General features: G+C 58.8%; 18 protein-coding genes. All 18 read right to left on the bottom strand.

Annotated features, from left to right (window positions below):
- Window positions 1–48: 48 nt before the first annotated feature.
- The 18 genes from AKL28_RS11465 to AKL28_RS11380 all read right to left on the bottom strand — a co-directional run bounded on the left by AKL28_RS11465 (window position 49) and on the right by AKL28_RS11380 (window position 26541).
- Entirely contained in the window at window positions 49–3036 is a 2988-nt protein-coding gene (locus AKL28_RS11465) for a hypothetical protein (protein ID WP_050468275.1), read from the bottom strand.
- Window positions 3037–3067: 31 nt separating this feature from the next.
- On the bottom strand, window positions 3068–4414 hold the full coding sequence (locus AKL28_RS11460; RefSeq protein ID WP_050468274.1) for an ATP-binding protein: 1347 nt from the start codon (window positions 4412–4414) through the stop codon (window positions 3068–3070).
- 74 nt (window positions 4415–4488) lie between these two features.
- On the bottom strand, window positions 4489–9639 hold the full coding sequence (locus AKL28_RS11455; RefSeq protein WP_050468273.1) for a contractile injection system tape measure protein: 5151 nt from the start codon (window positions 9637–9639) through the stop codon (window positions 4489–4491).
- Between the two features lie 4 nt (window positions 9640–9643).
- Window positions 9644–12178: a hypothetical protein gene (locus AKL28_RS11450; protein ID WP_050468272.1), complete on the bottom strand. Its 2535-nt coding sequence runs from the start codon at window positions 12176–12178 to the stop codon at window positions 9644–9646.
- A 3-nt stretch (window positions 12179–12181) separates the two neighbouring features.
- Window positions 12182–12517, bottom strand: a complete 336-nt coding sequence (locus AKL28_RS11445; RefSeq protein WP_050468271.1) for a hypothetical protein — start codon at window positions 12515–12517, stop codon at window positions 12182–12184.
- Window positions 12514–13311 (bottom strand): hypothetical protein, encoded by a 798-nt coding sequence (locus tag AKL28_RS11440; RefSeq protein ID WP_156226303.1) that lies wholly within the window; start codon window positions 13309–13311, stop codon window positions 12514–12516. Before AKL28_RS11440 ends, AKL28_RS11445 begins: the two co-directional genes overlap by 4 nt.
- The gene (locus AKL28_RS11435; protein ID WP_082221454.1) at window positions 13283–17098 is read right to left on the bottom strand and encodes a baseplate J/gp47 family protein; all 3816 of its coding nucleotides are present in this window, start codon (window positions 17096–17098) and stop codon (window positions 13283–13285) included. Before AKL28_RS11435 ends, AKL28_RS11440 begins: the two co-directional genes overlap by 29 nt.
- A gap of 39 nt (window positions 17099–17137) precedes the next feature.
- Entirely contained in the window at window positions 17138–17554 is a 417-nt protein-coding gene (locus AKL28_RS11430) for a GPW/gp25 family protein (RefSeq protein WP_050468268.1), read from the bottom strand.
- A gap of 10 nt (window positions 17555–17564) precedes the next feature.
- Entirely contained in the window at window positions 17565–17867 is a 303-nt protein-coding gene (locus tag AKL28_RS11425; protein ID WP_050468267.1) for a PAAR domain-containing protein, read from the bottom strand.
- A gap of 43 nt (window positions 17868–17910) precedes the next feature.
- A complete protein-coding gene (gene vgrG / locus AKL28_RS11420) occupies window positions 17911–19695 on the bottom strand; it encodes a type VI secretion system tip protein VgrG (protein ID WP_050468266.1) in 1785 nt (594 codons plus the stop codon).
- A 4-nt stretch (window positions 19696–19699) separates the two neighbouring features.
- A complete protein-coding gene (locus AKL28_RS11415; protein ID WP_050468265.1) occupies window positions 19700–20383 on the bottom strand; it encodes a CIS tube protein in 684 nt (227 codons plus the stop codon).
- The gene (locus tag AKL28_RS11410; RefSeq protein ID WP_050468264.1) at window positions 20384–20596 is read right to left on the bottom strand and encodes a DUF5908 family protein; all 213 of its coding nucleotides are present in this window, start codon (window positions 20594–20596) and stop codon (window positions 20384–20386) included.
- A gap of 5 nt (window positions 20597–20601) precedes the next feature.
- Window positions 20602–21066, bottom strand: a complete 465-nt coding sequence (locus AKL28_RS11405; RefSeq protein ID WP_050468263.1) for a phage tail protein — start codon at window positions 21064–21066, stop codon at window positions 20602–20604.
- 42 nt (window positions 21067–21108) lie between these two features.
- Entirely contained in the window at window positions 21109–21567 is a 459-nt protein-coding gene (locus AKL28_RS11400; RefSeq protein WP_050468262.1) for a phage tail protein, read from the bottom strand.
- 57 nt (window positions 21568–21624) lie between these two features.
- Window positions 21625–23193 (bottom strand): phage tail sheath family protein, encoded by a 1569-nt coding sequence (locus tag AKL28_RS11395; RefSeq protein WP_050468261.1) that lies wholly within the window; start codon window positions 23191–23193, stop codon window positions 21625–21627.
- 21 nt (window positions 23194–23214) lie between these two features.
- Entirely contained in the window at window positions 23215–24075 is an 861-nt protein-coding gene (locus AKL28_RS11390; protein WP_050468260.1) for a hypothetical protein, read from the bottom strand.
- Between the two features lie 40 nt (window positions 24076–24115).
- Window positions 24116–24691, bottom strand: coding sequence for a Pvc16 family protein (locus AKL28_RS11385; RefSeq protein ID WP_050468259.1), 576 nt, complete (start codon window positions 24689–24691; stop codon window positions 24116–24118).
- A gap of 665 nt (window positions 24692–25356) precedes the next feature.
- A complete protein-coding gene (locus AKL28_RS11380) occupies window positions 25357–26541 on the bottom strand; it encodes a Do family serine endopeptidase (RefSeq protein ID WP_231602399.1) in 1185 nt (394 codons plus the stop codon).
- Window positions 26542–26763 lie beyond the last annotated feature (222 nt).

The following is a 26763-nucleotide window of genomic DNA, read 5'->3' as shown; positions in this document are numbered from 1 at the left end:
CAGGTTTTTCGTTCTTATAGTCAATATGCTAAATCGAACGGTTCTATATCAAGGCTGTTCATCCCGCGCCTTCAACAGATACTGATACCAGGAAATCAACCCGATAATGAACAGCACCAGAAAAATCGGAATCATGTATCCCCGTGCCAGCCAGCGCAGGAACGGGTCGCAGAACAGCAAGGCCATGGCCAGCAAGATCCACACTGCCGCGACGATCAGCGCCGGCGCGTGACGGTAGCGCGCCATGGTTTCGCGCCACAGGCACGACCAGTAATACAGCGCTGCGCAGGCGACCAGCAGCATGAACGCCAGCTTGGTCGCCATGCGGAAAGCGTAGAGGTTTTCGCATACGGTCTTGCAAACCGGAGAGGCCTGCGCACCGGGTACGTACTGGTAAAAATCGGCGATGCACTGGCTGATGTCGCGGGTGAGGTCGCACTGTTGCACGCCGGCCGTGGTCGACAGGACTTCGTCAATCAGCGCGGCTTTGTCGCCTGCGGCGGGTGGCAACGTCATCGACATCGGCCAGAAACCGATGCCGCCGAAGTTGTCCTTGAAATAGATGATGTCGTCTTGCAGTTGCTGCCAGTTGTCATGGTCGAAGGTAATCACCGGCACCACCTGACGCAGCACCAGCGCGCGCTGCTCGCCATGCAGGGAATTCTCCATGCGCAAGCGCAGTTGTTTTTTCGAGTCGCTGGTCTCCTCTTCCAGCAACACCAGGAAATGCGGCCGCCTGTCCTGATCGCGCTCCACCGCTTTGAGAAAATCGACGCTGCGATTGGCGGCGGCGGTGGCGATCAGGTTATAGAGATTGGAATAGTCGTAGACGCCCTTGCCCAGCGCCGAGTGCCGCATCATCACGTTGATGATGTCGCCGGCCCGGGCCTGGCGCAACCGGGTGCGCAATGTGTCGACGAACTTGTTGAACACGCCGACCGATACTTCGTCGTCTGGATAGCCGTCAAAGAACAAGGTGACGCCCTCGCCATTGGTCGGCACAAAACGGTCTCCGAACGGCAAGTGGCTCGATACGGTTGCACTCCAGCTATTGAGCTTGATTGACATCAGCTTGACGATGTTGTTCGTCAGGCGCTGGAATACCAGCTCCTTGCGGTCCTTGTCCATCTTGCTCCAGGAGCGCCAGTCATTGCGCTGGATCACCCAGTCGACGGCAGTCTGGTGGCGTTGCGCGATGTTGACGAAATCGTTCTGCGTCAGGTCGCCGTTCTCTGTCGCGGCAACAAAATCGCGTCCGTCGTTGGCTTGCCGGAGCACGCCGCTGTCGTCGAAGGTCGGGCCGTAGTAGGCAATGCGCGACAAGGTGCTGAAATCCACCTTTTGCCGGGCGCCGGCCAACCAGAATGGATAAAAACCGTAAACTTCCCCATCCAGTTCGTCGAGCACGCAACCGCAACCGTCGCCATCCCACAGCACGCGTTTTTTGGGATCATAGGCCGGCTTCTTGCGCGCGGTCTCCCGGATCGAGGCACGATACTTGATGTACAAGGCTTCGATCTGCTGCGGCATGGCCAGCGCTTCAGCCGGGCTGCATGCCTTGTCCTGCCACAGCTTGTCAAGTTGCTCGAACAGGTTGGGATCCCTGATCGCCGTCTCAAGCTGCTTCATCTGCTCTGCCGACACTTTGCGGCGATAGCTTGCATTGCCCGGCGTGCCGCTCGGACAAGCACCCACGCCGTTGCGCAAGCGCGCCATTACGGCCTTGTCGAACAGCCACTGCTGCGGATAGTCGAGGCCTTGCAATCCCTTGAGCATGTCCAGGATCACTTGCGGCACCGGCTCGTTCTTGCGGTTGGCGCTCAGCTCGGCCAGCGCGCGCGCCGTCAGGATATACGTCGTGCTGGACTCGGCCGCCTTGACGATCTCCGGCATGTACTGGTCGATGGGTTCATTGACTGTTGCCGTCGCGTCAAGGATCGCTTCGCTGAAAAATGCCTCGTTGGGATAAGTGCCGGACAGTTTCTCCAGTTCGTTGATGATTGCATCAGGCACGACCTTCCCGTCCCTGAGCAATTGCAGCGAGCCCAGGGTAAGACGGTAACTTTGCTCATGCGCCGCCAGCCTGGCGGCAGGCAGATAGGACTCGGCCTGTGCTCCGAGATCCTTGAGCGCATCGAGCACGGCGGCGTCGAACAAGGGTTCGTTCAGATAAACCACGTCCTGCAACGCCGACAATTTTGCGATCACCTGCGACTTCGAGGCCAGCAGTTTGAAGTCGCTCTCCGTCAGGCTGTAACTGTAAATGGTCAGCAAGGCCCGGTCCGGATCCGGCGCCGGTTGCCGGGTATTGTCGGTTTCGTAGTGATAGAGCCGCAGCATGGCGATGATTTGCTCGTCGGTGCCGGCCAGGCGAATCTGGTAATAGCGCGCCCTGTCCTCGGTATCGAAGCCGTCGATCCAATGTCCCAGGTCTGTGCTGATCAGGTCGGTTTTCCATTCCGGATGCGCCTTGACCGTGGCGGCAAAGTGCAACAGCGCGGCCACCGAGGCATTGGTCAGGTTGCCGGACGGCTCCATCTTGAATTCGAACCAGAAGCGATTCAGCCATGACAAGGTGATCGGGCCGACGATATTGTCCGAGAGCGGCATCGTGCTTTCACGATACGCCAGCATGTAGGCGGGATCTTCCGCATAGATTTCCAGCAAGGCCTGCTGTATCTGCTTGCGCAATGCGGGCGTGAATTTTTTCAGGACATCCTGCGACAACAGCTGCACCGCCGGCCCGTCTCGCTCGGCGGGCTGCAAGGCCACTTTGCTGACGATCAGCCGGGCCGCCTCCGGCGTCATCTGCTTGCTGTCCGTCCATGACGGAGGGCGCGCCGTTTCTTGCTTGGCGCTTGCAGATGCTTTCGTTTGGGCTTTGACGGGGGTTTTGGCCGTAACCGGCGCAACCGGCGCACTTGGCATACCTGGCGCAACGGCGGCATCATCCGCAGCCGGAGCGGCGTTGCCGGTCACAGCCGGCAGCAGCATGCAGCCGGCAACGACGATCAAGCGCACAATGGCCGCCGTCATGGCGTACCGAGCTATCGAAGAAATCCTCATGTCAGATCGTCCGCCCTTCCTTGATAAATTCTTTCTTGACGCCGCGCAGCAGATCGTCCTTGCTCACCTTGTCGCGCGCTTGCCGCTCCGCGCGCATGGCGGCATAACGCACCACGTTGAGCAACGCGCCGCCGGACAGGGTGTTCTCTTCCGCCAGATCCTCCAGGTTGACGTCGTCAGCCAGATGGCGCCGCTGCGGAAAAATGTTTTGCCATAAACGCAGGCGCTGCAAACCGTCCGGGATCGGAAAGTAAATGGCGCTTTGGAAGCGGCGCGCAAATGCATCGTCGATATTGCTCTTGAGATTGCTTGCCAGGATCACGACACCCGGAAAATCCTCTATCCGTTGCAGCAGGTAGGCGATTTCCTGGTTGGCGTGGCGGTCGTTGGAACTGCTGCCGTCCGTCCGTTTTCCGAACAGGGCATCGGCTTCGTCGAAGAACAGAATCCAGTTCTTGTTCTGCGCTTGGTCGAACACATTCGCCATGTTCTTTTCAGTCTCGCCGATGTACTTGGAGACAATCTTGGACAAGTCGATGCGATAGACATCGACATCCGCCGCCTTGCCGAGCAAGGTCGCCGTCAAGGTCTTGCCGGTGCCCGGCGGTCCGTAAAACAGGCTGCGGTAACCGGGCTTGACGCTCTTGTCCAGATGCCAGCGCTGCATCACGGCGGCGCCGCCTTTGAGCCAAATCTTGATGTGTTCGATTTCTTCCAGCACTTCGGGCGCCAGCACCAGGTCGGACCAGTCCAGTTGCGTAGTGATGCGCTTGGCCGGAAAGCCGGCGCTATAGTCGGGCTTGTGCTGGAGCCCCGACGTGCAGCGGTCCAGGAAGTCGTTCTCCACGTTGAGCGAAGCGCTCAGGAAGGGCTCGCCATCGAGACGTTGCTCCAGTTTCAGGATGGACTGGCGGGTAAAGAAATGATCGGCATCAAATAGCTTGAGCACTTCAAAACGCCGCGCCAGATCGTCTCCGGCCAGGATGAACGCGGCGGTTTCGCAAGTCGGCAACAGCCCGGCGTGGTTCTTTCCTTTCCAGCCGCCGAATTCGGTATAGCTGCGCTCGGTATTCTTGTTGGCCGTAAACAGCAAATCCAGCGCCTGCGGACGAATATGCGGCAGCAGCGTAAGAATCAGGACCATGCGTTCGTCGAAATTCATGCCGTATTCGCGAACCGCCCCCGCAAACATCGAAGGATCATCGCTCACATCCGGCGGCTGGTGCCGTTCGATTTCATGAGGACCGCCTTCATGCATGAAATAGCCGTGGAAGCGCGTGGCCAGCACTTCGCTGAACCAGGCGATTTCTCGCTCCAGACTCTTTGCATTCGCCGTCAACGCATCCATCCCGTTCCCTTTTTTTATCTCGCCCCGGCGATTTCAGCGTTGTTTCAACGCCGCCATTGCCGCCATTTCATTGACTACACCCATTGCACCCACAACAGCTTTTCCATCCACGGATAGCGGATCGTGGAAATGCTCCAGGGAAGTTTTTCCATCAACATGTCGAAAGGTCCACTGCGCACCCGCAAGTGCCAGCCATCCTCCTTGAGCGACAAATAGCCGGGCCGTTGCAGAAAGGTCTCGCGCAAGCCGCGAATCGATGTATTGCCCAGCATCTTCCAGTGCGCAATCATGGCCGACAGCATTTGCTCGATCAGTTCGCTCTCCGCTGTCGTGACTTCGATTTCGCATATCATCGGCGTTTTCGAATGAACACCGCAGAGCAATTTATTGAGCGTCAACTGATACTCCGGCGCGGCTGTTTGCTCATATGCGATGAATTGCAGCAGCAGCGCCGCCCGCTGTGCCGCAGCCTCATCGACGAAGGCATCGGCCTGCGTCAATCCCAGCGTTGCCCATACCCGCGACAGAAACGGCCAGCAAAGCACTACGCCGGCATTGGGCACAAACGTTTCCGCATGGGTAGCTGAAGAAGCGGTTTCTCCGGCAGCAGGAGCCGGTACATGCGCAGCCTCGCCACGCTTGTCCGCACCAGTGCTGACGGCCGCGCCGGCGACCGCAACATGGGGTGCAGCTCCACGGCCGGCGCCTGTAGGCGGCACATCGACGGCGATGCCCATTTGACTGCGCAGACGAGCTGTCAATGCGGATGAAACCGGCGTACCGGTCCGATGCGCCAGGAAGTCGAGCAGTTCGCCGGCAAAGCGCGAAGGCTCAAATACGCGCCCGACCGCAAACAGGTATGGCAACAGAAAAGCCCACTCCAGGCGCGCCAGATGCGTGGCCGCCAATTGCCGGTTGAATTCGGAAAACATGTCGGCAACATCCCCGGCGTAGCGTCGCATGCGTTGCAACTGCGTCGGCGAATGCGGGGCCAGGGCGAACAAATGCGACCACGATGACCATGAAGGAAGCGAGGCGGCCGGCAACAACGCGAGAAAACGCTCGACTGCAGCCGGATTGCCGGACAACTTCGCCAGAACCGGCACAAACATCGGCGCTCCCGTTTCGAGAACCTGCGGCAGCCAGTTGGCCAGACCGTCCGGGGTGGCGCCTGCGCCGGAGCCGAATCCTGGGGAAAGCAGGAAATCAATGTATGCCTGACCTTTGTCCGCGACAGTTTCTACCGGGCCCCGTAGTTCGGCGGCATTGGTCGCTGCTGCCGATTCCGTGGATGCCGCAGTATGTACGCCAGCCGCCGGCATGCCCTCTTCAACCTGCCTCTGCCCTGCCATGTGTTCCACCGCTGCATGCGGTCCGGTGCCGCCTTCATCTTCCGGAAGGATTTTTCCTTCGACGCTCCTCTCCGCAATCGCCTCCAGATCCAACGCCTGTTCATGCAACAGTGCATGCAACACCGAGCGGAAATAGCGTTCACGGCTGCGCCCGGCAGCTTGCGGGGCCTGCGCAGCAATCGCCTGCATGAATGTCTGTTGCTGCTCAATTGCGGTTTCGCCATGAGCGGCAATGAACGCTTCCACCACGCGCGCCAGGTCGGCCGCCGCCATCGGCATGCCGACGCCAAGGGAGACATTTTTCAGGCGTGCAAAGCGCTGCCGAAGATCGATACCGACCTCTTCGGGAATACTCTCTCGTGACATCAATAAAGAGGACTCGCCAGACACCGTCAACCGGTGGTGATGCAACAGAATCTCTCGCAAATCGTCAAGATTGTCGGAGATAGTCGCCGTTTTTTCCGTTGTCGGGGATGGATGGCCCGGCTCTGCAGTGATGCCGATGACAGCTGCGTGTACCGCATTTTCTTCATTTTCTGGAACGGCTGCGATGATGCCTGATGCTTGCGACTTAGCCGCCAGCTTCTGCCAGCTGGCCAGATAACGGCGTTGCCAAGCCTGCTGGTTCAGCGCCGCATCGCGTGCGAGCATGGCAAAAAAGGTTTCTGCCTGACGTCCATAAAACGGCTCGGCAGTCGCATCTTTTTCCATGTCCTTCAGCAACTCCTGCAAAGAATTTTCCCCGGCTGCTGGATTCTCAGGATTGTTCTCTTCCTGTGCCCGGATCAATACATGGCGCAAGCCGGCTTGCCATAATTTCCGCTTCCAATCAAAGAAATCGGCCGGCATGGCCGCTCCTGGAATTTCTCCGCTCTCGATTTGTTCTGCTTTGAACACGGCAACATTATGTGCGAGCGATTTATCCGTTGCGATCATATCGACTGCGGAATTCTGCCCTTCTCCTTCATGCTCCGCCGCAGCCCAGGTTTCCGGATCGCGCAACAGCGACCATATCGGCGCCGCTGCCGGCGCCAGCAGCGCGATCATGTCGTAGAGCATGCTTTCCGGAAAAGACAAGGCGATGCGTTCAAGGATATCGTCGCGGATGGCGTAATGCTGCAATGCCTCGCGCAGCAGCGGCGCATGTTTGCGCAGCAGGACATCCCAGTCGGCATAGAGCGGGGCCGGGTCTCCTTTCATCAATGCTTTGGCAAGACGGCCGATCAATTTCGCCTTGTCCCGCTCGCCGATATTTTCCGGTTCATGCGGTATGGAAACGGCCTTGGCTTCATCCGATCCGTCTAATGCGGCCGATCCGCTCGATGCCATCGTGGTCTCTGGCAACGGCGATGCCCCCCCTTCGATTGCAGCAAACGCTTCGAGATCGACGATCCGGTTCTCTGCCAGCGCATGCAAAACCTGAACGTAATACGTATGCGGATCGCGCGCAACGCTCGCATGGTCGACAATGGCCTGGAAGAAGGACCGCTCGCTCACCGCCTCATGCAGCAGTTGTTTCAGTTGCGCTACGCTTAATGTCCACCGTTGCGACGGTTGCGCGCCGCCGCGAATCGCTTCGAACAATTGCGCCAGTGACGGCGAGTCGACCGGCAGCGAGCTTGGCGATGGCAACGGTTGTTGTGGAATTTCTTGCCGGGGCGACGAGGAATTTCCGTCATTGGCAATCTCTTCCACAAGGCCGATTACAGCCTTGCGCCGCTCATTCAAGAAAGGCTTGCCGAGAGCATCATGCGGAAGATGCCTGGAGTGCGCGGCGTTGTCCCCGCTGTCTTTTTCTTCTTCATGTCTTTGCGCATGTTGCATCGGCATGCCAGCCGCCCTCTCCGGCAGTTGCAGTTGCGCCAGATAATCTGCCAGATGCTCATCGGCAGGCGCGGCACTTTCCATACCTGCGGCAAGATATGCCGACATGTCGAACGCCGATGGCGCCGCCGTGGCATCGAATGCAACCGTTGCAGGTTGCTCCTGCGCACGCGCCGCCTGCAGCAGATACGCAATCGCACCGCGCCACCAGTTTCGCCGCCAGTTGTTCCAGCGCGCCGCGCCATCCGGGACTTCGTCGTCCAGCCATGCACGTAGTTGAGGATCGGCCCAGACATGCTCCGTCAATTCCGCAGCCTGCGGCGCCAGCAAGGCCAGCATATCGGCCAGCAAGGAAAGCGGAAAAGTCGAAGCGATTTTTTCCCGAATTTCGCCATAGCCGCTGTAGTGCAAAATCGCAGAACGCAACAACTCCGGCCGGCTATCACGGAACGTACGCCAGTCGTCATAAATATCGCCCGCATTGCCGCCCATCAGCGCTGCAATCACCTGATTCCTGACCGTGACCGCGGTGGACGGCGGCTCGTATGCCATCCCGGCTCGTTCCTCCGGAGGAATCGCGTCGTTCGCCGATTTTTCCATCATCAATGCGGCGTCGCTATTGCCGGTGCTGCCGCGTGCGTGAGCCTCGGCATCAGTTCGAACGTTGTCCGCATCCTGCAATGTCGACAGGACCGCAGCCAGCTCCTGCATCCGACCATCCGATACGGCGGTCTGATGCAGTTGCGACAAGATTGCCGGACGTGTTTGCCGCTCCGGTTCGGGTAGTGCAAAGACCAGGGTCGCAACCACATGCTCCAGAATCTGCGCCAGGCGAGGCGGCTGCGGAGACGGCGACGGTACTAGGCTGACGCTAAAAACGTTCTCCCAGGCCGTGGACAGCGCCTGCGCGACTGCCGGGCGAGCAAAACCGGTTCGGCCCAACAGGCGCTCCAGAGTCTCGAGCTGTCCGATCGCGGCGTCGGCATGGCGCGGGTTGAAGTACTTCAGAGACGCCTGCAACATGCCCGGAGACGATTGACCGATCAGATGCCTCAATAAGCCGAGGTCGGACCGTTGCGCAGCCAGCGTGCGCCACATCACCGGCAATCCGTCGTCCGATGGCAGGTTCGCTGAAGCAGCCGTCGTCCGTCCGGTGCCGGTGCCATCGGCCACGACAGCCAGCGCACGATCCATCTCGTTTTGGGGAAAGCCGCCGCGACGCGCCTCGATGCGCTGAGTCAATTCTCGCGCCACCTGCAAAACGGCCTGTTGTCGTTGCGCCGCCATCTTGACCAGCGCCGACTGCAGGATGGCAGCCGCAGATGGCGTTATCCCCTGCTGTTCCAGGCACACAGCGAAAATCTCTTCCCACACAGCGTACATGGCCTCGCTCCACGCGGAACGCTCCAATGCCGCCTCTTGCAGCAATGCCTGCAACGCAGCGATATGCCGTATCAGAACATCGGCGTCGGCAGGAACCAGATGCTGCAACAAAGCCTGCAATTGCGCCGCAGGAAACTGGCGCGCCAACCGCGCCACTTGCACGCTGCGCCGGGATGATGCGCGCAAGGCCGGCAACAATACGTCGGCGCTATGCTGCAATACCCGTTGCAGCAAGCTTTCATGGATCGCTGCGGCGGCGCCGGCCGAAGCGGCGCCATCGGAAGCGCCGCTCTCCAGTTGCCACGGCAACGTGCCGTCGGCAAGAAAAGCCAGCAGCATTTCCACATCCGCCCGGCTACGCGGGATACGGCGCGCCGCAGGCGGTTTCGCGACATCGCCCTGCAAGACTTTTTCCAGCGCCATCCTGAGATTTTCCGCCAACGCCGCCGGGAAATCGGCTTCGTTCACGTTGCCGACGTCGATCTCCAGCGCGTCGATCTGCCAGACGACATCGCTGTCTGCATATTCATCAAACACCTGCCCCATCACCGGCAGCAACTTTTCCACCACCAGGGCGCGCAATGCATCGGCCTGCGTCATTTCCAGCGTCGGCGAGGAAAACGCGATATCGAACAACAACTCGTCAATGCGGTGTCTGGCGCTCATCCCGTCACACCCAGTACGTCAAGTCGCCGGCGCCGCGATGGCGCTGGAGGAATTTCGTCAGGCTGGCCGAGGCCGTATTGAGGCGTTCCAGCCCAGTTCGGGCATCGCCGATGACTTTGCGTAAGCTGTCCAGCCAGATCCGATGGCGCTGCTCGAAATCGCGCATCGAAACGAAATCGAGCCAATAGAACTCCGGATACAAATGCGCCGGCAAATTGCGGCACACCGTTTCTTGCGCCAGGCTGCGGAAATCCGGATCGCTGAAACGTGCGGACCAGCCGGGGAAGATCACGCTGATGCGGCTGGCATAAAAATCTGGCGAAGCATCATCTGCCGGCTTGCCTGCATCATTGGCGCCATGCGCGCGCGGACGCAGCAGCAGGTGTTCCACCAGGAACAGCCCTTCCGACGCCATGTTGAGATGGCGGATGAAACCGCGCAATTGCTGCATCTGGAGATCGGCGTCGGCCATGTCGTCATAACTGCCCAGCTTGACGATACCCAGGCGGCTGTCGTGCGTCTGAAAATGCACATGGACCGTACCGCCGTTCTGTTCAAGGATATAGTTCTCCAGGCGCACGCCCTGTGTCAGCAAGGACATAGGCAGGACTTGGCCATTCGGCGCGGCGTGGCGTCCGTCGTCTTCGCTGCGCGCCAGCAAGGCCAGATGCGCGGCGGCGCGCTCGTATTCCGCCGGCGACAGCCCGGCAGTGCTCAGGCGCAGTTTGTAGTGCAACAACTGCCCGCTCAGTTCATCGTTCTCCGGCGTCGGCGGCAAGCCCAGCAGAATCGCGATCTTGGCATGAAGGCCGGGACGGTTGGGACTGCCGTCTGCGCGGGTCGCGCCTCTGGTGTAATCGAAAGCAGTGGCGCGGTCGCGGCTCAGGACGGCGATATTCTTCAGGAACGCCAGTTTGTTGTCGACCAGCCAGCGCGCCGTATGGCGCTCTTCGTAGTAATTGAAGCGGCGCAGGGACTTTTGCGAAAACTCTTCGCCGTACATGGCCAGCAGCAGATCGATGAGGCGGCTGCGGCGGTCTTCCGGCTTGTCCATGCGGGCCACGATGCGCGCCAGCATGGCGCCGATCTGCGGCGGCGCATCGACGTACAGTTTTGCTATATCCGGCAAGGCCTGGTTGTCGATGACCTGGGAAAAGTACGTCTGTCCGAGATCGTCGATGGAAAACACCTGGGGAATCGCCTGCAGGTTCTCCAGGTAATTGGCCATCAATTGCTCGGCCATGAACAGGTAGGCTTTCAGCTGATGGGCGCTGACCTTGTTCGCCAGCGGCGCCGACGATGGCACGCCGTAGCGGTTGATGCCATAGATGGCAGGAAATTGATGCTGGATCGAGTAATACTCGTTCAGTGCCCGATGCACGCCTTGCGGCGCCGGGACGATCTGCTCCAGCAATTGCACGGTATTGCGTACGGTATCGAATTCAAAACGCGCCTTGCGCAATGCAATGCGCGCATCGTCCAGCACGATCTGCGCTTTTTCCGCCTGTAACTGCGTGCTCTTCGCGACCGATGGCACGTCATAGTGGCCGATTCCGCCGCTGGCGAAATGCAGGCGCAGGAAAGTGCTCTGCGCCTTATCCGGAAAACGCAAGCGCAAGACCTTGCCGTCGGCGCTTTCGCCCGCGACCAACCGACCGCTCTCATCGCACAGCGCCAGCCGCTGGACGTGCGTGACGCCATCGACCGACTGCACCAGCGAAATCAGCCTGGCAATGGGAGTCGGCGCGCCTGGCGTATCGGATCCGGTACTGAGGATGCGACCGTGCACGGTCTTCGGTCCGGAAAACAGGGTTTCCAGAGAGGCGCCGCCATCGCGGGCGTCGAGGTAGCGTTCGGTACGGAATCCGGAAACGACTTGCTGCGCGCAGCGGAAGTAAATATCCGCAAAGATCGCCGCAGGATCACGCAGGCTGTGAATCTGGATATCGCCGCACAGAAACACCGGCTGGGTGCCGATAATGACGATCTCGCCGAGATCCTCGCCGAGGTTGCGGTGCGCATTGAATACTTCGATGACCCGCTGCTTCACGCTCGCCTCCAACCGAGCCTGTTCGTCCGATCCGAGATCGGTTTGCAGGCTTTCCCTGATCTTGAGCGATATCCGGTACAGCCCGGCCACGGCCGGCCCGGCATCGTTGCCGTCGCCATCGGCCGAAGCCAGCCATACATCTTCTATTTCTGGAATGCGGTCGTAAATGATCTTGCGGTAATCGTCCGCAGTCAGCACCTGGCTGGGCAGGATGCTGTCGGCCTGATGCAGGGCGTGGCGTGTGAAATCGATTTTGCCGAACGGCCCGGCAAGATAATCTTCCGGTGCGAATTCGGAGCGGTATGCGAGATCGGTCAGCCCGTAGCAGAACTGTTCCAGGATGGTGACGCCAGGGTCGTGCAGATTGTAATCAGTCCAGCGTTCGCCGCATAACTCCTGCAGCATGGCAATGCCCGCCTTTCTCAAGGCATCGAAATCGAGACCGTCAGGATCCGGCCCCAGTTTATCGATGTAATCGGGCGTCTTCATCGGTCAGCGGGTTCCCTTCGGGCGCTTTTTGGCCCCCCCGGCAACACGCTCCGGCCCCACCTTCAATTGCAATTGCAAGGCATGCACCAGCGCATGCACCTGATGGTATGGCAGGTTGCCCAGCGCATTGAGGACCAGCTTCAGTTCGTCCGCCGTCAGCAGGCAGGCGTACTTGCCTGCAGCGGCCCGTCCACCCGCATCGTTGGCCTGGCGATTGAGCTTGCCGATCAATTCGTAGACCAGCTTGAACGGGCACTCCGCCAGCGCGGCGATCACCAGATTGCCCTGCTCCGCCGTCAGGACGATTTGCATCGTTTCAGGCGCCGCGATCCCGCTCATGACTTCACCTTCGGCTCCGGATCGCGGGCGCAGTCTTCCATCAATGGATCGAACCACAGATTGGTCAGGTAGTACGACACCCAGGTCTTTTCCTTGGCATTGCGGCTGTTGTCGTACGGGCATCCCACCCGCATTTGCAGGATATAGGCATGGCGCGCGCCATCGGGGTCGGGCACCCATTGGAGTTGCAGGCGATTGCATTTGCTGCCGAAATGCGCCTGCCGGTAGTCGATTTCGCTCTTGCCGTTGAACGTCATGATCGCGAAGGCATGCATCAGGGCATACTTGCCGCTGTTAGGCTTGCCCACGCCTGCGGTGATTTCAAAGGCATTGCAGCCCTTGAGCGTATCGGTGATATCGTGCCATCGGCCATCGGCCGGCACGCTCAGGCGGCCGGCACGGCCACGCCGGCCGTCGGCGACGATGCGCCCCGCCATCTCCAGTTCGAAATCGCCGTCGCTCACTTCGCCGTCGCGCTCGACTTTGAGCTGGCGCAAGGTCAGTACGTTGGCATTGGCGCCATTGCCGAAAGTCAGGCCGCCCCCCGGTCCATCGAGCTGGATCGACCAGATCGGGCTCTTGATATCTATATTCTGGTAAAAACTCAACAGCTTGCCCTGGTTCAGCTGGGACACTTTCAAGCCGTCCGCAGCCGTCTTGTCGAAGCCTTCATCGACGATATTGAGCATGGAATCGATCAATTCCGAAAAAGCCGATGCCGATGGCATTTCACCATCCTTGAACTTGCTTCTTAGCGTATCGCGATTACGCCGCGCCATTGATTTGCTGGTCATTTTCGTTTTTTGGAATGATGAAGGTTGAACCGATTTCCAGATTACTGAGCGCAGTACGCACCGGATCGTGCAGCAGGCTGTCGTCGATCGCCTCAATGGCATGCCGCACCGCCGGAATGGCGATGCTCCATGGGCACAGCGGCGTGATGTCGGCGCAATGGTCGTCGGTGACGTCCGGCGCAGCAGCCGTATCGAACAATGAGTAAGTCACCGTATCGGAAGAAGCGATACGCAACATGGAAAATCCGGAGAGGCTCTCGACATAAGGCAAGTCGCCGATGAAGGCCTCAAGGTCGTGCTGCCGGATGCGCCAGCCGAAATGCGTCCGATAGCCGCGCCCATCCTGCCAGGGAGTAAGGAAATCCGAAATCTCCCGATTGAGTTGATTGATATGGTGGCCGTTGCTCATGCCGCCGATAAACTTGACCTTGCAGCGCACCTGTATTTTTTCGTAGACCGGGTTTTCCACCGAAATACTGCTCCACGGCGAAGCAAGCTCTTGCAGGAATTGACGGATCTCCTGCATCAGATTGCCGTTGAGCATGGGCATCTGATCCTGATGCGTCACCGCCGGCCAATACGGCAACGGCACCACCAGCGCATGGCCGGGACGGATGCAATTATCCGGGCCACGGTCGGTTGCCAGATTGGCGAAACATTTGACTTTGTAGACCTCGGGAAAATACTGCAGGATCAAGGCCTCGTAGTCCGCCGCCGAGACGGCCCGATCCTTGTGGCGCAGCCGTTCGCTCACGCGCGTGCGCAACTGTGCGCGCGTCTCCGCAGCACGGCCGCCGGTGGATGCAACCGGTTGCCCGATTCCTGTGATGCCCGGCAAAGGTTTAAGGCTGCGGGTGATGGCTGTTGCCGGCAACACCATCGGCACCTGCGGCGACACATCGGCGCCGCGCCGCACTTCTACCGCCTGGGCATGAACGGCATACAGGCTGCAATACTTTTCCAGGTCGTGATCGGCGCTGACGCGCAGCCAGTACGAACCGGCCGGCATCACGCTGTTGTCCGCGCCGATATCGGCCGGCAGCAGCAGCGTGACGATGCCCGACGTCATGAAATTCTGCGTGCCGTCGGAGATCAGCGCGTTTTTGGGCAAGGTTTTCCATTCATTGCCGGACAGGTAAAACCAGTGCAATCCGGCTTCGATGCCGCCCGGCTGCCGCAGCAACGGTGCATCGGACGGCAAAGGCAGCGAGTCTTCCCGCAATTGGAAAAACAGCGTGAGCTGGCCGCTCAGCGCCTGCGCGGCGATGCCGATATACAAATTCCCCGCAAAATCGAAGCGCGGCAGCAAGGCCGCAGCCGGATAGCTGGCTACGCCGAGCGCTTCCCAACCGCTCGGGTAGAGATGGATGAACTGGTCGTCGTGCTCGGAACCGTCGACTGTCTTGCGGTCGATATGAATGGCGCTGTCGGCGCGATAGCTGATCGAGATCGAATTGATCTGCGGCGTGTAGGGAGTACGCGGCACCGGACGCTGGCGCCGTAGCCGTTTCGTGCGGGCGTTCGCCACCAGCGTCGCGGACAGGAGATGCGGATATGTCTCATGGCCGAAGCCGAATGCAGGCGACGCCAGCGTGAATTTGAAAAAGCCGTTTTTTGCGCCAGGGCCGTAGGTCAGCGGTTTTTTAATGGATACCCCGCTGTCCGGCTCGAACAGATGGGCGACCCGATTGCAGTTCCAGGTCACGCGGTTGTTGAGGCGCTCGCCCTGCCCCGGTTGCACATCGGCGCGAAACAATTGCACCGTCGGCCGCGTCTGTTCGGCGGCCGGCGTCCAGCTTCCTTTGGCCAGCACGCCTACGGTCGCCAGGAAGTCGTCGTTGGCGACCTCGACTTCATAACCGTCGTAATAAGTGGCGAAGCCGCCGTTGAGCCTGGTCAGGTCGGCCCACTCGACTTCCACGCTGAATTCCGAAATCTGCTTGCCCGCCATTTCGGTATTGCCGACCACCAGATAGCTGCCGAGTTTCGGCAAGGGGCCGAATGGCGCGAATGGCGCTGCTGCGCTCAATTGTCCGATATTGTTTTGCAGCACCAGGTCGCGGCAACCGTTGACCTGCACGTCGATATGCGCGCCGCTGATGGTCAGGTCGCGCAACATGCCGTAAGGGTACAGGTAGGCGCCGGGATTGATGATGAACCGTATCATGGGCGTTGCGACGGCATACTGCTCGCCATGCAATGCGGGATCGTAGGCCACCACCGACGGTTCCTGAGGCGGCAGCTCAAAGCTCAGCGTCAGCGCCCGGTCGTCGTAGGCCGGCAAGTAGTCGGGTATCTCCAGCCAGCCGTGTTCGCCGGTGACGGCGACCTGGAAGATGCGCCGGAACACCTTCAGGAAGACGTCTTGCCGGCGGATCTCGTCCAGCGCGGCGTCGCCGCTGCCGTCGTCCTCGCACATGACAGGCACCAGACGCGCGAGGCGCTGCGCCAGCATGTCATCGTCGAATGCAATCGTGACGCTGATTTTGCGCAGCCCTTCCTTGAGCAGTAACACCTTGCTCGCCAGCGCAAAACCGATACGGGCGTCGGCGAAGGTATTTTGCACACTGCTGTTTTTGGGCGCGCCCAGGATCGGATAGGCTTGCTGCAGGTCGGCCATGACGCCTTCGATCATCGGCGAGTTGAACCAGGCGGCGGTCGACCAGGTACGGGCGGCGGTTGTTGCGGTTGTTGCGACCGTTGCGGTTGTTCCATTCGTTGCGGCTGCCGCCGGCCGATCGTCGCTGAGGCGGTTTTCCGGGGCGCTATAGCGGTTGTGATCGAAATACACGGTCTGCAGCGCAATCACGCGCGCATCGTTGACCACCAGATCGTTGGCCGAGGCATAGACGATGTCGCGGCTGGCCTCATCCAGACCCGCCAAAAACCCGGTCTGCGCCGGCACCAGCACTTCACGCACGGCCGGACTTTTTGTCAATACGACCCAGGTGCGGTCCGGCGCGACCGGCTGCGGCACGCTGCCGAGCATCTTGTCGTAATAAAAATCCAGGTAGTTTTGGGTAAAGCGGTTCAGTTTGACTTTGAGTTTCTGGAATTGCCGGACAAAGGCGATCAGCATGCCGATCGCCGGATCGTGTTGCTGGCTTAGCAGCGACGCCGGCAGCCGCGCCCGCGCTTCCTTGCGGATCATCTCGATAGCCTTGAGATAGGCATGGAAGTCGGTGCGCACCATCGTTTTGGTAAGCAAGGCCTGCGGGCGCCGCCCGCCGTCCGGCACGATGGCCGCATCGGTGTCTGCCCACCACAGGGGCGCAAGCGGCAACCTGACGCCCTCCTGCCGCAACGAATCCAGAAAACCGGACTTGTCGGAGCGCAGTTGCACGATGACGCTCTCGATGAGCGTGCGCAGGGCCAGGCCGTTTTCGCTTTGCGCTTCCAGCATCGCCACGTACCAGCCGTCGATCGTCGTTGCCAGATATGTCACCGGCAAGGCTTGAATATCCTGTGCATGATTGCGGCCGTCTGCGCCGATGCCGGTATGTTCCGGCGTACCGCGCCACCAGTCGTCGAAATGCGCCACGGCGCCGGCCAGATTAAACGCCAGGATCCGGCTCATCACCACCGTTTCGTCGGCGTGAAAAAATGGTTTCCAGTCGCCGTCCGGCTGGTTTTCCGCATTGTAGAAGCACACCAGGGAGGCGAATTCGGCCACCATCGTCAACAAGTCGTGGAACGACATTTCATCGAGATTGAAATAGCCGTCCTGCAATGCCGGCAAAGCGCGCATTGTCTGGCTGGTTCCATCCCTGATGATGAGGTTTCTCATCGACTCACCATCGACGGCCCGAAGCGCCCTGGCGCCGGCTTATTTGTCGGGCACATTGCTGCCCTCCAGAAAGTAGAAGGGGTAGACCATGTTGCTGCGGGTATTGGTCCCGCGCACCGTGTAGTCGATCAGGATATCCAGTCGCCCTTCAGAGATGCCGCTCTCGTCCATGGCAATGGCATCGACCGTGATCCTCGGCTCGAAAAACAGGATCGCGCGTTCGATGGCGTCGCGCATCTCGGTCACCACGCTTTCGTTGAGTTCGCTGAACACATACGACTTGAGGCCGCATCCGAAGGTCGGCTGCATGATGCGTTCGCCGGGCGTGGTGGACAGGATGATGAAAAGACTTTCGTGGATGTCGCGCTCTTCCTCGACCATGGCCACTTCGCCGCGGTTGCCGAAGCGCGGGGGAAAGCTCCAGCCGGTGCCGAGAAAGGATTTGTTGAGGTTCACGTCCGGCTCCTCATCCGCCGATCATGACCGTCGGGCAACCGATCGCAATCTGGCCGCCGTGCGCGCAGCTGTCGCCCATCCTGGCGGCCGGTTTGCCACCGATCATGACCGTGCTCGATCCCATCACGATGGAGTCCGGGGGACCGACGCAAACGCAATTGTCGGTCACCACCGAAGCCGGCAATTTCCCGATCAGGACGGTCGGCACGCCGGGGCCGATGATCGGCCCGCCGACGTGCGGAATCGGCGCCGGAAATGCCGGCGTTTGCATCGGGCAGACGTGCATGTCGGTAATTCTGGCTGCTAGCGGCATGAAAAACTCCTGAAAATTCTATCCGTGGTGGACAACGCCTGCATCAATTGATCATCACCATGGCGCCCTTGACGGTCGTCTGCCCGCTGGCGGAAAGCTCCGCCGTGGCCGACCCCTTGGCGACAAAACCGACCTTGGCGGTGTTGTTGATGTTGAGGGCTTCGCTTTTGATATCGGCTTGTGCGCTGCTTTCGATATTGGCGACCGCTGAAATGCTGACCTTGCCCTTGGCGTTAATGACAATGTCCTTGGGACTGTCGAGCAAGATGCCGCTGGTGTTCATTTCGATCTTGTTGCTGTTCTGGTCGGTCAGGCAGATCGATTTGGCGTCGTCGCTCAGGACGATGGTGTTGTTTTGCGGCGTGACGATGGTGATGACCTTTTTTTCGTCGTCGAACACTACCTTGAGCAAGCCCTTGGTCCACAACGCCTTGGTGTAGTTGTCGGCAGTGAGTTCATACGGCATTTTGCGCTGGCTGCTATACAGGCTGCCCAATACCACCGGATGCGATGGATCATTGTTGAAATAGCCGATCACCACTTCATCGCCGATCTCCGGGATAAAAAAGGCCCCGACCCCGGACGAACCGTAAAAACTGGCCAGCCGGGCCCAGACTCCCGCCGTTTCCGTTTGGAGCACTGAAATAGCCACCTGTATCTTGTATTGCCCTTCGGGATCGGCGTCGAGCTTTTGCACCACGCCGATCTGCAATCCTCCGGCGCCGGGCAACAGGCCCGAAGCCAGGGCATCGCCGCCGTGCTGCTCGCTGAACCATTCCGGCGCCATGCCGAATTCCACCTCGGTGATCCAGTTGCCGTCGCTGATCTCATGATTGACCGCACTGACGAACACCTTGCCGCTGAAACGCTTGCCCACGCCGACCAGTTCGATCATGGTGCCGGGCTTGGCGTTTGCATTGCCCTGGAATTTCATTTTGCCGCGGATCTTGGCCAGCGCCGCCTTCATTTGCCGTGCCGCCGTCCACGCCTTGATCTCGTCGCTCTCCAGCGGCGCCGCAGTCTGCAGCCGGTATGTCGCCGGCCCCGCCACTTTAGCCAGGTCGTCGGCCTTCAGGTTGCCTTGTTCATACAAGCTTGCCGGCTTGGCCGTCTGCTGCACCACGGCCTGGGTGCCCGGGTCCCAGGCGGCGCCCACCACGCTTTGCAACTGGGTGCGCGCATCGATATCGGCCTGGAATGCCATCAGGTCGATACCGTAAGTCACTTTCAGCACGGCCGCAGCGCTGGTCTGCGGCGGCTTGACGATCACGCTGGTGTCGTCGGGAATCACAAGAAAGCCATTGGCCTCGGCGCGCGAAACCAGGAAATCCCAATCGCTGCTGTAGTACTGGACAATCTCTTTATGCTGGGTATCGGACGCCGCGACATCGGCGCTGGCGCCGCATGGCGAGATCAGCTTGCTGATGATGTCACTGTCCTTGAGATCGACGTAATTGGCATTCTTCTTGCCGATGGTCAGCGCCACCGCCTTGTGCTTGCATTCGATCTGCAGGCGGGCCTCGTTGTTGTTGCTGATCTTGATGCCGTGCCTGACCACAACGCCCTGAAATACCACCGCGACCTTGCTGCCGTAGCCGGCGCTGATCACGATAGCCTTGCCGGGAGCAAAGACATCAAGGTTGCTGACCGGGAAATCGTCCTTGGGCATGTCGCCGTCGAGGATGCTGATGCGCGCAGTCGGAATGCGATTGACGGCCTTGTTCACCTCCACGGAAATAATCCTGATGGTGTCTGCGATGAGGCTGCCGTCACTGGTAATGGTGATCTTCAGCACCTCGCTGGTGTTGAGTTTGGGAGAGTCGGCCATGGTGTCAGACCAGCGGAGGGAAGCGGAGTACCAGACCCGGCTCGAGATTGCGGAAGTTGGTGAGATTGTTGATGCGGGCGACTTCGCGGTAATACGACGGATCGTTATAGATGCGGCTGCACAACAGCGGCAGCGTATCGCCCATCGTCACCTCCACCAGGTGGCTCAGGTCGGGCGAACTCTGGTTGGCGCGCAGGCTGCTTTCCTTGTTGCTCATCCAGCCGACGAAAGCAAGGGTGAGCTTGGCACGTAGCGGCTCGCCGCTGGGCTTGAACATGGTGTAGTCGATGGAAATCGTTTCGATGCGCCCGAAAAAGATGAACGTGCCCCACAACACGCGCACATAGCTCGGCTCATGCTTCTGCCCATCGTACTTGGTCACGGCGAACAAGGTGTTGATCATTTCCTTGACGCTTTTCATGCCGACCAGCTCGACCACACCGGTGCCGTCGAGCACCAGGTTTTCCAGCGTCAGGTTCTCTTCGCACATGGCGCTGAATTTGGGCAAGGCGCCATATTGGCCCAGCGTCTTTTTCTTGTTGTAAGCGATGCTTAGCTGACGTTTATACCCTGCCGGATTGATCAGGGCTTCAAACATCGGCTGGCTGGTATCGACGGTGATGGCCTCATCGCTGACCTTGCACGCGGCGATGCTCAGTTTTTTCTTAAGGCCGGTAGAGATGCCCATTTACCGCTCCCGCGAACGGCTCAGCAAGTCCAGCACCATCTCTCTGCATGCGGCCAGCATGTCGTTGCGGGCTTCCTCGCTGTTTTCCGAATCGCCGCACCCTCCGCAGCCTCCGGCACGAGGCCGGCCGACGGTTGTGCCGGAACCGCTGCCGCCATCGGCTTGCTGCGTCACATTGGACTTGATGCTCAACTGTCTTATTTCGATCGACATGGTTCTTATATCAGCCTGTTTGAATACGTGTAGCTCAAGACAATCTTCTCGATTGCCACTTCGTTCTTGGTGGAACCGAAGTTTTCCACTTCCCACTTCACCGGATAGGCATTGGCGAACGACCATACGCGCAGCGGCAACTGCTTTTCGTCCAGCAGTTGCACGACGATAGGCTGAGCCACCACCGGCGCCATGAAGCCGAGTTCAAACACCGACTTGCACCAGACCACCAGGGGCGAGGTCAGCGGTGCAATGCCGCGCTTGAGTTCGAGGAAAGGATGCTTGACGCCTTTGGGCAAGGTATGGACGTAACGATTCTCGCCGCCTTCGACGACGGTCTCGGTCTCGATTTCCGCGGACATGCCCGACACCTCCTGAAAGGACGTGTCGGTCAAGCCCAGCGTGGCGCCGAATACCACCTTGAAATAAAACGCCGATGGCGGATAAACATTCGAAAACAAAGAAGACATCCGCTTAACCCACGAAAATGCTGCGTTCGTACCGGGCGATCGTCAGCTATTGGCGATCGTCAGACCCTCGTGCACGATTTCAATGGTTTCGATGGCGACTTCATTGCCTTCGGCCTTGAGATCGGTGCCGGTGATCTTGGTCGGCCATGCGTTGGCCAGGGTCCAGACCATGGTCGGCTTGCCGGCTTCGTCCAGCAAACTGATGGTGACGGGCACGCGCTTGATGGTGTTCATCTTGATCTGGTTGAACCAGTCCCAGAACTTGTTATCCCCTTTGAAGGTGCCCTTCTTCATGGTCACATTGCCGACCTTCTTCATGCCCGGCATCTTGATGACCGAGAATTCCGGGCTGTCGCCGTGGCGGTATTTGATTTCTTCCGATTGCACGTCGAGACCGCTGACTTCCTGAAAGGACATGACTTGCGAATCCCATTTCACCTGGAAATAAAATTTCGGAAGCGGCCACACGGTGGTTGATTGTTTCGATCCGTCATCTGCCATTGCAAACCTCGTCTAAAGATTGAATGTTAAAAAACCGTTCGGGCGATGCTGTCGGCATCAGGATTTTTGCATTTGCTGCTGGAACGTGATTTCAATGAACTCGGCCGGACGGCTGACGGCGACCAGTATCGAGACTTTCAGCAAGCCTTCCAGAATATCGTCGGCGGTCATGGTCTCGCCGAGGCCGACGAATACGCTGAAGGCATCGTCGGGGCTGGCGCCGGCCAGGCCGCCGCGCTTCCAGACGCTGGTCAGGAAATTGCGGGCCATGCTCTTGATCGTGACCCAGGTGTTGGCCGTGTTGGGTTCGAAGACATATGCTTTGCAAGCTTGCTTGAGCGATTCTTCGATCATGATCATGGTGCGGCGAACGCTGACATAACGCCAGTCGAGGCTGTTGCCGTCCAGCGTCCGCGCGCCCCAGACCAATACGCCTTCGCCGATGAACGAGCGGATCGCATTGATCGATTTGCCCTGGGTGGTCACGTTGAGGTCTTCCTGCTCATCGTTGGAGATCGCCACTGTTGGCGACACCACGCCGTTCATGCTGATGTTGGCAGGCGCTTTCCAGACGCCGCGCGTGTTGTCCACCATGGTGTACAAACCGGCCATGCCGGCAGCAGGCGGCAGCAGGTTCAGCTTTTTCTGGATTGCCAGAATGATTTGCGGGTACAGGCTGCTGACCGCCAGCAGGGTCTTGTTCAGCGTCTGCTTGTCGGTCGCCGGATCCTGCGATTTGGTCCAGTCGGAAGTAATGGCGGCCAACGCTGCATTGAGCTGGTCGATCTTGACTTTGGCTGCCGGCGTCGGATTTGCAGCATCGGTGATCGGCGACAGCTCTTTTTTCAGCAAATCGGTCAGTACGTCAAGATTGGTGATCACCGTGAAATCGATGTCCTTCTCTTTGACGATCGAAGTATTGACCCAAGGATAGTAAGCGGTGCCGAAATCCAGGAAGTTGGTGCCGACCGCCTCGCGGAACGCACCGACGCAATCGCCGGCCGGGTCCTGCCGATCCTTGTAGCCGTCATACACGTCCAGCAAGGCAATGCGGTTACGCATCTTGAATCCGCAGTGCATCAGCGCATTGGTCTGCACGGTCGTGCAATCCTGCGCCGACAGGCGCACCGCATCAGGAACCAGCACCATGGTGGGCTCCTGTTCCTTGAGCAGCGTATCGATGCCGGCGGAAATCTTGTCGGCGTCGAGATCGTCGCCGTAGTGGCCGACCGAAACGATGTAGCACGGGCCGCCGCCGTTCATGAAGAACAGCAGCATGCTGTAATACAAAATATAAGATGTGCCTTCCGCCTTGAGTTCGTATTCCGTGCGCTGCTTGGTGGCGCTATCGGTAATCGAGAAATCTCCGGTCACTGGCGGGGCCTTCGGATCGGCAGCCGGCAACGGATTGATCGAGAACTTGCTCTGCGGCGGACCGCCGTAGTAGGCATTGAACTCTGCCATGGAGGTGATGCGCCAGGCTTTCTGTGCCAGCGAGGTTCCCTTGTTGTCGGAAAACTCGGTATAGCCGATAAAGGCAGGCACTGCCGTCGCGACTTCGACGACAGAGTTTGGAAAGGCGTTTTTCTCGACGACATAAACACCCGGTGTTTTGTATTGCGCCATAATTTCACCCTCAGTTATTGTTCAATTGATATAAATCTCTGAAACCAACGCTGCCCTGCCACTTACCATTTCCTGGGTTACCTTGCTCACATCGGCGTTGGGCAGCCGCCGGATCAACACACGCTCGCCCATCCCGCCTTGTTCCCGCAGCTGGAAGCGCTGCGGATATTTTTTCTGCATCTCGATTTCGCCGTCGCTCATGAACACCAGCGCGCGCCGGTTTCCCGGCAACTGTTCAGGCTCCACATTGACGAAGCGCACCGTTTCATCAAGATCGACGATGGCGAGATTGACGGTATCGGCGTCGGCATCGCTGATGAGGTAGTACTTCCAAATGCTCTTGCGGACGGAAAATCGCAAGTAATAGTTCACGCCATGCACATCCGCGGCATCCTCCTTCGCGACATGGTCGGCAAGATCGATTTCCGCCACCAGAACCGGTTTGCGCAAGACATCGCGACGATCAAGATGGCGCGCCAGCAGCGGCGCCGTCATCGCCTGCATCATCCCGGCATCAACCGTGTCGCCTGCGTGCAGACGGCGCCGGCCGCTGTCTTCGGCCACGCTGGCGCTGCTGCGCAAATACAGCAGGCTTTCCGGCGTTGGGGCCAGCGGCAGCGTGTATTGAGAAAACAGAGGATCCTGTGCAAACCACTTAAACGTCAGTAACGCTGCACCTGGCGTACAGTCTTCAAGCAATACGTTGCGCCGCGCAGCTTCGCAAAATACCGCTACGCCATTGCGCTGCGAACGCACCAGCAAATCGCGGCGACGAATCCAGTCAGCCGTCTCGGGTGTCGGCACGCAAATAAACGCCGCCGCTTGCGGCTGCAGAAAGTCATGCTCGACATCAATGCTGAGCAACGGCGAATAGAGAGACATGACGCACTCCGGTGGCGACAGGCGAATTCTCGGTCAGGCTTCAGTGATTGGCGGCCGATGCAGGCAAACGTATGTTGGGTACACGGGCCACGATGTCGTCGGCGTCGAACGCCACCATCCGTACCTTGTACAGCACCGAAGGCAGATACTTGCCGCCCAACAACGTCCAGATATTGCTTAATTCATGTATTTTCAGGTTCTCGATATCGAGCACCAGCTTTTCGATGCGGGGGTCCAGTTCCGGCGTGACCTGATGGTCGAACACCGGGAATCGCTGGAAATATGCAATCGCACCGGAAATAAGCTTCAAGGCTTCGGAGTAATTGGCGCCATTGAAATTGGCGGCAATCATCACATAGAGATTGAGGTAGAGCGGCGCACTGTTGACCACTGTGCGGAGGGCGCCGGCTTCGCCTGAAGACTGCTGCCGGTAAGGCACTGTGTCTTTTTCCAGGTTGGTCAGGAACACGACCAGCTTGTTGTTTGTGTTGGGAGCTGCATGCCCTTCGGCATCTACCAGGCCGGACATCAGCACGATGTCTTCGGTCAGTGCATAGGTCTGCTTGAGAAACTGGTTGAGCTGAATGGCCAGATGACTTATGGCAGCGTTGATCATGTTCCCCAGACACCTTTCGCAATGAAACTATTCTTTTTGAAATGATTCAGCGATTACTGCGGATGTTTCTTTTTATTTCCCTTTATGCGCTTCCATGCCGAAAGCACATTCTTCCCTACTTGCATTTTCATTTGGTAGCGGAACTTTATCATAAGACATTTGTTATTTTTAGTATTTTTTATCTCACCAAAATCTAAACTTTTTCTCTATTACATTCCGCCAACCGTAGCCTGACGCAGAACGTCGAGCGGCACGGCAAGCCGGTGGAGATCCGATGCAATAACGGACCGGAATATCCGTATACAGCCATTACCCAGCGGGATGCGTAACATTCCATTTCGGTCAAACGGAAAATTCCTCCCCATGAAATGTTAAGAAATAGTTAAGTAAATAATTACCAAGTGTTAATTTATTTTTCCCCGTTCCCGTAAGAAAAGTCTAACTATCGAGATGTTGATCATTAGTGATGGACCTTAGATAAAAGTACGGGAACGTTATAAAACGCTCCCGACTCGCCCTAAGCTCTCTGGATTATGAGGAACGCTATGCCCGCGCAGCAGCCTTCGGACAAGAATGCAAGATGGGGAAAATGGAAAGTGTCAGATCTGCGAGGAAATCAGCAATGGACTATCCGCCATACGATTGAAAAACCAAACGGAGATATCTCAGGGAGTTTCTCCATTGACGGCAGCATCCTCGGCACTGCGCTTCGGCAGCTCTATCGCTACGAATAACCTTGCCGAACCACGCTGTATCAATAACGCTGCCGTGCCGTTTGCAAAAAGAAGTTTTTCCTGCAACGACTCTATGCCGGTAATGGCCTGGCCGTTCAATGCAAGGATGACGTCCCCTGCCTTGACGCCGCTGCGAGAGGCGGCAAGGTTGACCCGCTCCACCAGCAAGCCGTTGTCGACCTGCAAGATCAAGCGTTCCTGCGGCAGCAGCGGCCGCACCACCATGCCGAGGGGCGCTGCCGGCTCCTGCGATTTTGCCGGCACCGGGGTACGCGCCTCGAAAGCGTCGATCGACATGTCCAGATCCATCGTCGTGCGATTGCGCCATATCTGTACCGCAACCCGCTGGCCCGGCATCCGGTCTGCAATGTAGATCAATGCATCGGCCGATTGAATCACTTCGCGCTTGTCGACGCGAAGGATGACATCGCCCGGTTGCAACCCCGATCGGTCTGCAGCGCCGTGCGGCTCGACATAACTGACCAATGCACCTACCGGTTTCGGCAAACCGAAGGATTCGGCAAGCGCCTGACTGACTTCCTGCACGGCGACGCCGATGCGTCCGCGTGTGACGGATCCCTTTTCCTGCAACTGATTTTTGATCCGCATCGCCACGTCGATGGGAATGGCAAACGACAAGCCCTGATAGCCGCCGCTATTGCTGTAAATGCGCGAGTTGATGCCAATCACCTCCCCGCGCATGTTGAATAGCGGCCCCCCGGAATTGCCCGGATTGATCGGCACATCGGTCTGCAGGAAAGGCATATAGTCGGCGCCCGGCAAAGTGCGCCCTTTGGCGCTGACAATGCCGGCCGTCACGGAATTGCTGAAACCGAAGGGAGCGCCGATGGCCAATACCCACTCGCCGACTTCTATGCGCGCAGGGTCGCCGATTTTGATCACCGGTAATCCGGATGCATCGATTTTCAGCAGCGCCACATCTGCGATCGGATCGAGGCCGAGCAGGCGCGCCTTGAATTCGCGCCGGTCGCTGAGCTTGACGCTGATGTCCGTTCCGCGTGCGACAACGTGGGCATTGGTCAGGATGTAACCGTCAGCACCGACAATGAAGCCGGACCCCAACGTACTTTCGTCGACCTTGTCCTGCAGCAGCACCCCGCCCTGGCGGCGCAGGCCTGCTTCGCGCGCAACGCCGATGTTGACCACTGCGCCGCCGTATGTTTTGACCAGGCGCGTGAAGTCGGGAGCCGGCTTGAGCAAGAGCGTTCCGGAGGCTTTGGGCGGTGCGGCGGATGAATCCGCCGCGGTCGTCTGCGCATTGCTCGTGGAAATGAGCGCCAGCAGAAACGTTGCCGACAATGCGGACAGCCTCAGGCG

The organism is Herbaspirillum chlorophenolicum, assembly GCF_001189955.1.
GTDB classification, from domain to species: domain Bacteria; phylum Pseudomonadota; class Gammaproteobacteria; order Burkholderiales; family Burkholderiaceae_D; genus Herbaspirillum; species Herbaspirillum chlorophenolicum.
This window is presented reverse-complemented; position numbering and strand designations above follow the sequence as displayed.